Source organism: Pseudobacter sp. (genome assembly GCF_051955275.1).
Lineage (GTDB): Bacteria > Bacteroidota > Bacteroidia > Chitinophagales > Chitinophagaceae > Pseudobacter.
Map to the genome: position 1 here is coordinate 24,971 of NZ_JBQCGW010000182.1, position 7,773 is coordinate 32,743.

Below are 7,773 nucleotides of genomic sequence, written 5' to 3' on the forward strand. Positions count from 1 at the left end.
CTCTGTTAAACTTTCCCTTTCAACATCCGTCAAACGCAAAACCATTTTCCGCATGGGCATTTCCAACCAGCTCAAAAACCAGCACCTCCTCTGGCGCGCAGGCTTCGGACCGGATACATTACCGGCAGAAGAGCTCCCGGCAGACTCCAATAAGAAACTCATCAAAGCTTTGTTCAAAGCCTCCGAAAAAACACCGGCTTATATTGATGTGGCAGATCCCGCTGTAAAGGAAATTTACATGGGAATGGATGAGATGTACCGGCAGAAAAGGCAACTGAACGAAGAGCAGCGGAAACTCATCCGCGACAAATCCCGCGATGGCATCCGCGCCCTCAATATCACCTGGCTCAACCAGATGGTGCACAGTGAGCAGCAGCTTCGCGAAAAAGCCTCCCTCTTCTGGCATGGACATTTCGCCTGCCGTACCGTTAATATTGTACACCAGCAGCAACTGCTGGATGTGATCCGCCGCAACGCACTCGGAAAATTCCCCGATCTGCTGCGCGAAGTGAGCAAGTCAGGCGCCATGCTCAACTTCCTCAACAATAATCAGAACAGGAAAGACCGCCCTAATGAGAATTTCGCACGCGAAGTGATGGAACTGTTTACCATGGGCCGCGGAAATTATACCGAAGACGATATCAAAGAGGCAGCCCGCGCCTTCACCGGCTGGGGCTCCAACCCTGCCGGGGAGTTCCTTTTCCGCAAAGGACAACATGATACCGGAAGGAAAAAAGTACTGGGTAAATCCGGCAATTTCGATGGAGACGACGTGCTCAACATCCTCACAGAACATCCGCAAACCGCGCAATATATTACCCGGAAGATCTATCGCTACTTCGTTAACGAAACGGAACAGGAAGACCAGGTCAAATGGTTGGCAGACCGCTTCTATAAAAGCGGATACGATATTGCAGCACTCCTCAATGATATCTTCAGCAGCGACTGGTTCTATGACCAGCGCAATGTGGGCGCCATCATCAAATCGCCCGTGCTGCTGATTGCCGGCATCCGCAGGGCCATTCCCATGCAGATCTCCAATGAAGAAGTGCAGATCACTTTGCAACGCCTCCTGGGACAGCAGCTTTTCTACCCACCCAATGTGGCCGGATGGCCCGGAGGAAAAAGCTGGATCGACAGTTCCTCACTCATGCTCCGTCTCCGCATCCCGCAAATGATCTATGCAGAAGACACCCTCACCCTGAAACCCAAAGATGATGATGATCAGATGATGGGTATGAAGGATAAAGATGATTCAAAACAAAAGATAAAGGCCTTTGCACAGAAAAGAGGCGGCGGACAGGTGATAGCAGCTACCGTTAACTGGGATGCCTATACGAAACTGTTTGAGAAAGTATCACGGGAAAACCTGCTTTCTTCCATCAGCGGCGCTGTGCTGCAGACCAGCAACAGCGTTACTGTAAACACACTCGATAAATATGTTGACGCCAGCAGCCGTGAGAACTATATCAAAACGGCTACCATCCAGCTGATGAGCACACCAGAATACCAACTTTGTTAACCAGTACCAAACGCAATTCCTATGCTTTTAAAAAGAAAACAATTCCTGCAGATCGGCTCACTGGCCACAGCCTCCATGATGCTGCCCAAATTCATGAAAGCGTTTGAAGCACCGAAGATGGTGCCTCCCGGTAATAAAGTGATGGTGATACTGCAACTCAGTGGTGGCAATGACGGCCTGAACACCGTGATACCCGTTCGCAACGATATCTATTATAAAGTACGTCCCAAACTCGGCATCAGCCGCGAGAATGCATTGCAACTCACGGATGAAGCAGGCCTGCATCCGGCGCTCACCGGGTTCAAGGAGCTATATGATAATGGCAGTCTCGGTATCCTCAACAATGTTGGTTATCCCAATCCGGACCGTTCCCATTTCCGCAGCATGGATATCTGGCATAGTGCCAGTGATAGCGACAAATTCGTGGACACAGGATGGTTAGGAAGGTATCTGGATGCGCAATGTGCGGGTTGCGACAAGCCCACGCAGGCACTGGAACTGGATGATATGCTCAGCATGGCTATGAAGGGCGAGCAGGTGAAAGGGCTCGCCATGAAAGATCCGCGCAGGCTCTTCAATACTTCCAATGAGAAATTCTTCCGCGAAGTGATCAAAAACCACCAGGATGATCATAATGAACAACCGGTGGACTATCTCTATAAAACCATGGCAGAGACCATGAGCAGCGCGGATTATATCTTCAAACAAAGTAAGATCCATCCCACCAGCACCGTATATCCCTCTACTGATATCGGTAATAGTTTCAAGACCATCGCCTCACTCATTTTCTCCGATATCAATACCAAAGTATATTATTTATCGCTCGGTAGTTTTGATACCCATGTTGGTCAGGATGGCCAGCAGCGCAGGCTGTTCACTGAAATGAATGCAGCCATCAGCGCCTTTGTAAAAGACATGCAGCAGAATAACCGCTTTCAGGATGTGATGCTGATGACCTTCTCAGAATTCGGAAGAAGGGTAGCGCAGAATGCCAGCGGCGGAACAGATCACGGTACAGCCAATAATATGTTCTTTATCAGCGGGGGACTTAAACAGAAAGGATTGCTGAATGCAATGCCGGACCTGAATGATCTTAAGAACGGCGACCTGCAGCATAAAGTGGATTTCAAGAACGTGTATGCCACCCTGTTGAACAAGTGGCTGGGAGCAGATGACAGGAAGATCCTGGGGAGAGAGTTAAGTTATCTTGATTTTGTCTGATATAATAAAAGTTGTATATTTAAAGACCAACTTTTTTACCCGTCCATTTCTCCTTTCCTACTTTCACCTGGCTCAACCAAATTACCTTATCAAAAAAGACTGTGCTTACCAAAAGCCTTCATTGTATGGAGATATCGAAATACAGGAAGGCTTTTTTCATTGGATATGCCACAAATAAAAAACAACTGAAAAGTCATATCAGGATTTGCCATTTCTGGCAGCGGCCTTTTATACCCATCAGTTGCTTTTTATCGGAAAAAATTTTACCAGCCCTGTTTGGCAACGCCAGCTTTGATGGCGGCAAGCGCTTTCTCCTCACCCAATAAAGTAGTGAGTTTATTGCCTTTGCCATCATTTCCCTGTGCCATATAAGCACCCTTGGCGGTCTTGGTGATCACTGCGTCTTTGATAGGAACATTCTTTTCCTTTGTTTTTACATTGTATGCAGTGAGCGTAATGTCTGCCATAGTCAAATCATTTAAGACGTTAGTAAATTGAATAGTTTTACTTTACAAAAAGTTCTCCAAAGAGAGACCAAAGCACAGTTAAATATACATATTTTTTCAATATAAGGCTTGTCAGCATTGATTTTGAATGAGTTTACAGAAAAAACTTACCCACAAAAAAATGCAGGATATGCACCTTCCGGTCATCCTAAATCAAATTAAACCGCCATGAAGATTCTACATTTGTGCCTTTATGTCCTCTTATCCGGCTTTACCCTGCATGCACAAATTCCGGGCCTGCAATTATTGAGCAACAGTTTGCCCGGAAAATCCGGTCCATCCCTCAAATCCGCTGCAGGGCTGATCAAAATTCCGCTAGACAGCAATATGATCGTGGATTTCAGCGGTTCCTGGGGCCGCGCGGCTTACTCCACATTCCGCTATTTCGACAGTCAGGCTGACCCGCGTAATGGTAATTTTCTGGCAGACAGTACAAGTGGAAATACCTCCATCGGAGCAGAAGATTATTATGGCTACCGCCGTCACCGGCTCATTGCCGGAAACTTTCAGCAACGTTACCGGTTACGCGAGATATGGGTCTGCACCTCTCCTGCCAACCCGGTTCCGGACACCGTTGACATCACAATCGGTGACAGCGCCCGGTCCGCAACTTACATTTACCAGTACACGAACAATACCAATCCCGGCATCCGCATCATCACCCAGGGTCGTAAATATGAATGGAAAAAAGTCTGGGAAGGAGATACCACCGTTCAGTATTTTCTCACCAGCGTTCGCTGGAGAAAGATGTTCTACCAGGAAGGCGGATACTGGATGGCGCCCGAGACCAATATCACCGGTATCATTTTCTACGGTGAACCAACCGGAACAGGCGATACCACTTTCAATTATGCATCCGATGAAGTGGTGGCCAAAGCCGCTTCGCGCCGCGAGATCATCCGCAACCTCACCGGTTCCAACTTTTATAATGTGTTCCCCATAAAGGATTGCGACAGTTTCACCATCATGCGTAAAGGACTTCAGCAGACCAACCGCTTTCATTATGATACCCTGGTGCTGCAGCCACAGAAAGATATTTCCTCATCCGAATATTACGACTCAGCTTGCATGGCCGTGATGAAGGGCAGAAGAATGTACTACCAGATGATGGGACCTGCCACTCACCTGCTCCAACAAACGAAATCCACCAGCTGGAGGCCGGTTGATGACACCTCAGCCGACCGCCGTGATCCGCTTAGCTATCGCATATTGGGCAAGAACATGTACAGCATTGCCTATGCATATGGCAGCAATCCCAATGCAGATGATCAATACACCAGGCAAAAGAATGGTCATATCAAAGCATCCGGAACACATTGGGGCATTGAGCCCGGCAATGAGCTCAATGGTGTATACTTCCCCAATCAATGGCTGGATCCCATCGGCACCGGATGCATGATGCTGATGGCCATCGATGGCTGGAAAAACAGGTGGGGCAAGGGTTACGGCGTAAAGAACGCTGACCCAAATTTCAAAATTTATGTACCTGGTACAGCCGGCATCGATGTGCAATACCAGCGCGCAGTCATCAAATTCCTGCAATACGCTTACAACACTTCACATCCTCCTATCGACTATATCGGCTTTCATGCATATCCTGGCAGTCTGAAAAAAGGAGTAGGACCTTTCACCAGTGAACTACCCGGCAGTCATATCACCTTCCCTTCAGATAAAGGTTATTACCAGGACCAGCATAAAGCGCTTGCCTCCATCTACCGCGAATGGCGTGGTTATATTCCCATTACCATCAATGAATATGGTGCTGACAAATCTTTCCTTCGCACAAAAACCGAGAACGGCATGTATGACACCACGCTCTTCGGCATTGTGCAGTACGACAGGTTCAACGAAGCACAGAGCCTCGGCATCTTCCTGGTCAGCAGTAAACTGATGGGCGCCGCCACTTCGGAAGCCGAGCGTGTTCAATATGCCTTCAAGGATGATGAGGCTCCCAATAAATCATCACGTTATACCAATTACAGTGGCAGCGGTTATCTCTGGTACTATCACAACAAAGACTGGCAGCTTGATTCAACTAAATACTGGGATAACTATTATTATGATCAGGGGATCAGTCGTGCTTTGTTCTGGTATGGAAGCGGAGAGATAATCGACTCCACGAGCGGTGGCCTGTTTCTCTTCAAATTCAGGCATAGCAAGGATCCTGCGAAAGTGGTGTATGCCGTCTGGAAAGACAGCAGTTCCACCGGCAAAGGCATTCCGGTAAAAATTCCGGTTGGCATTGTTTCCAACGCTCAGAAAATGATGGGCAGTTTCAAAAGCCTTCAACCCGTTTATTCAAAAGCGGAAGTAAAGAACGGCTTCATTCATACCAGGGCAACGGCCCTGCACCAGTTCTTCTTTGTAACTGAGAAGATAAGGCCGCAGCCCTTGATCATGAAGAAAAAGTAGCTACTATCGGAGAGCATTCGCTCGCGTCCCCGCGAGTGACTGATATCCGGTCGCCTCCGGCGAACGCTTTGTCGCCAGAGGCGAGCTCCCGGGCAGACCCTGATCCTCATAAAAAAAAGCAGGCTGTTTACTCAACAGCCTGCTTTTGGTTTTATCTGGAAAAATTTTATACGTCGATCTTCGCGTACTTGGCGTGTGTTTCGATGAAATCACGGCGCGGTGCTACTTCATCACCCATCAGCATGCTGAACACGAGGTCCGCTTCAGCAGCGCTTTCGATAGTAACCTGTTTCAAGGTACGAGTGTCCGGGTTCATGGTCGTTTCCCAGAGCTGGTCTGCGTTCATCTCACCAAGACCTTTGTATCGCTGGATATTCACGCTGTCTTCTTTTCCGTTGCCTAATTTCTCAGTAAGTGCCTTGCGTTGCTCTTCATTCCAGGCATAAGCGGATTCCTTTCCTTTCTTCACCAGGTAAAGCGGTGGTTGTGCGATATATACATAACCCTGTTCTACCATCTCTTTCATATAACGGTAGATGAAGGTAAGGATCAGGGTTGCGATGTGGCTGCCGTCCACGTCGGCATCCGTCATGATGATGAGTTTGTGATAACGGAGCTTAACGAGGTTGAGTGCTTTGGGATCTTCGGGAGTTCCTACGGTAACACCGAGGGCCGTGTACATGTTACGGATCTCTTCGTTCTCATAGATCTTATGCTCCATGGCTTTCTCCACGTTCAGGATCTTACCACGGAGTGGCAGGATGGCCTGGAAGTTACGGTTACGGCCCTGTTTGGCAGTACCACCCGCCGAGTCACCTTCGACAAGGAACAGCTCACAACGATCAGGGTCACGGTCGGAGCAGTCAGCCAGTTTACCGGGCAGGCCGCCACCACTGAGAACGCTTTTACGTTGTACCATTTCCCGGGCCTTGCGTGCAGCGGCTCTCGCCTGTGCAGCCAGGATCACTTTTGAAATGATATTCTTGGCTTCTTTGGGATTCTCTTCGAGGTACTGAATGAGTACTTTTGAAACGGTAGAGTCTACAACGCCCATTACATCACTGTTTCCGAGCTTTGTTTTAGTCTGACCTTCAAACTGGGGCTCAGGCACTTTCACGGAGATGATAGCACTGAGACCTTCACGGAAGTCATCACCTTCGATTTCTACTTTTGCTTTTTCGAAGAGGTTGTTCTTATCGCCGTAGCTTTTGAACACGCGTGTAAGGGAACGGCGGAAGCCGGATACGTGCGTACCACCTTCGATGGTATTGATATTATTTACGTAAGAGTAGATATGTTCGTGGTAGCTGTCGTTGTAGGTCATGGCCACTTCAACGGCTACATTGGAGGCTTCGTCCCTTCCTTCTACAAAGATCACTGTAGGGATCAGGGTGGTACGGCCTGCATTTTTATCGAGCATCTCAACAAACTCCACGATACCACCTTCACTGTAGAAGGTTTTAGTATAGTGTTCGCCGTTATCATCTTTCTCACGGAGATCGTTCAGGATGATGCGGATGCCTTTATTCAGGTAAGCCAGCTCACGGAGACGGCCTTCGAGGATGTCTTTCTTGTAAAGGGTAGTAGTGAAGATGGATGCATCGGGCCAGAAATGTACATTGGTACCGGTGATATCGCTGGTGCCGATGGAGCGAACTTCATACTGAGGAACTCCGATATTGTATTCCTGCTCAAAGATCTTTCCTTCGCGGTGTACAGTTACATGGAGAACAGTGCTCAATGCGTTTACGCAACTCACACCCACACCGTGCAGCCCCCCGGAAACCTTGTAGGTATTTTTATCGAATTTACCACCTGCGTGAAGAACGGTCATTACCAGTTCCAGGGCGCTCTTCTTTTCTTTGGTATTGATGCCGGTGGGGATACCGCGGCCATCATCCAGTACAGAAATAGAATTGTCTTCATGAATGGAAACCGTGATATTCTTACAATATCCAGCCAGGGCTTCGTCGATGGAGTTATCCACCACCTCATATACCAGGTGATGCAGGCCTTTTTCGCCAACGTCGCCAATGTACATCGCCGGACGCTTACGCACTGCTTCCAGACCTTCTAATACGTGTATACTATCTGCACCATATCCGCTATTGG

5 protein-coding genes are annotated in these 7,773 nt (G+C 48.3%); 3 read left to right on the plus strand and 2 right to left on the minus strand.

Translation table 11 applies throughout. From position 1 onward, the window contains the following. Positions 1-52: 52 nt before the first annotated feature. The gene (locus ACTHMC_RS15620) at positions 53-1,522 is read left to right on the plus strand and encodes a DUF1800 domain-containing protein (protein ID WP_440414383.1); all 1,470 of its coding nucleotides are present in this window, start codon (positions 53-55) and stop codon (positions 1,520-1,522) included. A 21-nt stretch (positions 1,523-1,543) separates the two neighbouring features. Next, positions 1,544-2,743 (plus strand): DUF1501 domain-containing protein, encoded by a 1,200-nt coding sequence (locus ACTHMC_RS15625; RefSeq protein WP_440414384.1) that lies wholly within the window; start codon positions 1,544-1,546, stop codon positions 2,741-2,743. 263 nt (positions 2,744-3,006) lie between these two features. On the opposite strand, the gene ACTHMC_RS15630 is transcribed toward ACTHMC_RS15625, so the two are convergent. Continuing rightward, positions 3,007-3,210, minus strand: a complete 204-nt coding sequence (locus ACTHMC_RS15630; RefSeq protein ID WP_440414386.1) for a hypothetical protein — start codon at positions 3,208-3,210, stop codon at positions 3,007-3,009. A gap of 207 nt (positions 3,211-3,417) precedes the next feature. On the opposite strand from ACTHMC_RS15630, the gene ACTHMC_RS15635 reads away from it, so the two are divergent. Further along, the gene (locus tag ACTHMC_RS15635; RefSeq protein ID WP_440414388.1) at positions 3,418-5,661 is read left to right on the plus strand and encodes a hypothetical protein; all 2,244 of its coding nucleotides are present in this window, start codon (positions 3,418-3,420) and stop codon (positions 5,659-5,661) included. Between the two features lie 166 nt (positions 5,662-5,827). On the opposite strand, the gene gyrB is transcribed toward ACTHMC_RS15635, so the two are convergent. Next, a partial coding sequence (gene gyrB, locus ACTHMC_RS15640; protein ID WP_440414390.1) for a DNA topoisomerase (ATP-hydrolyzing) subunit B occupies positions 5,828-7,773 on the minus strand: 1,946 nt, incomplete at its 5' end.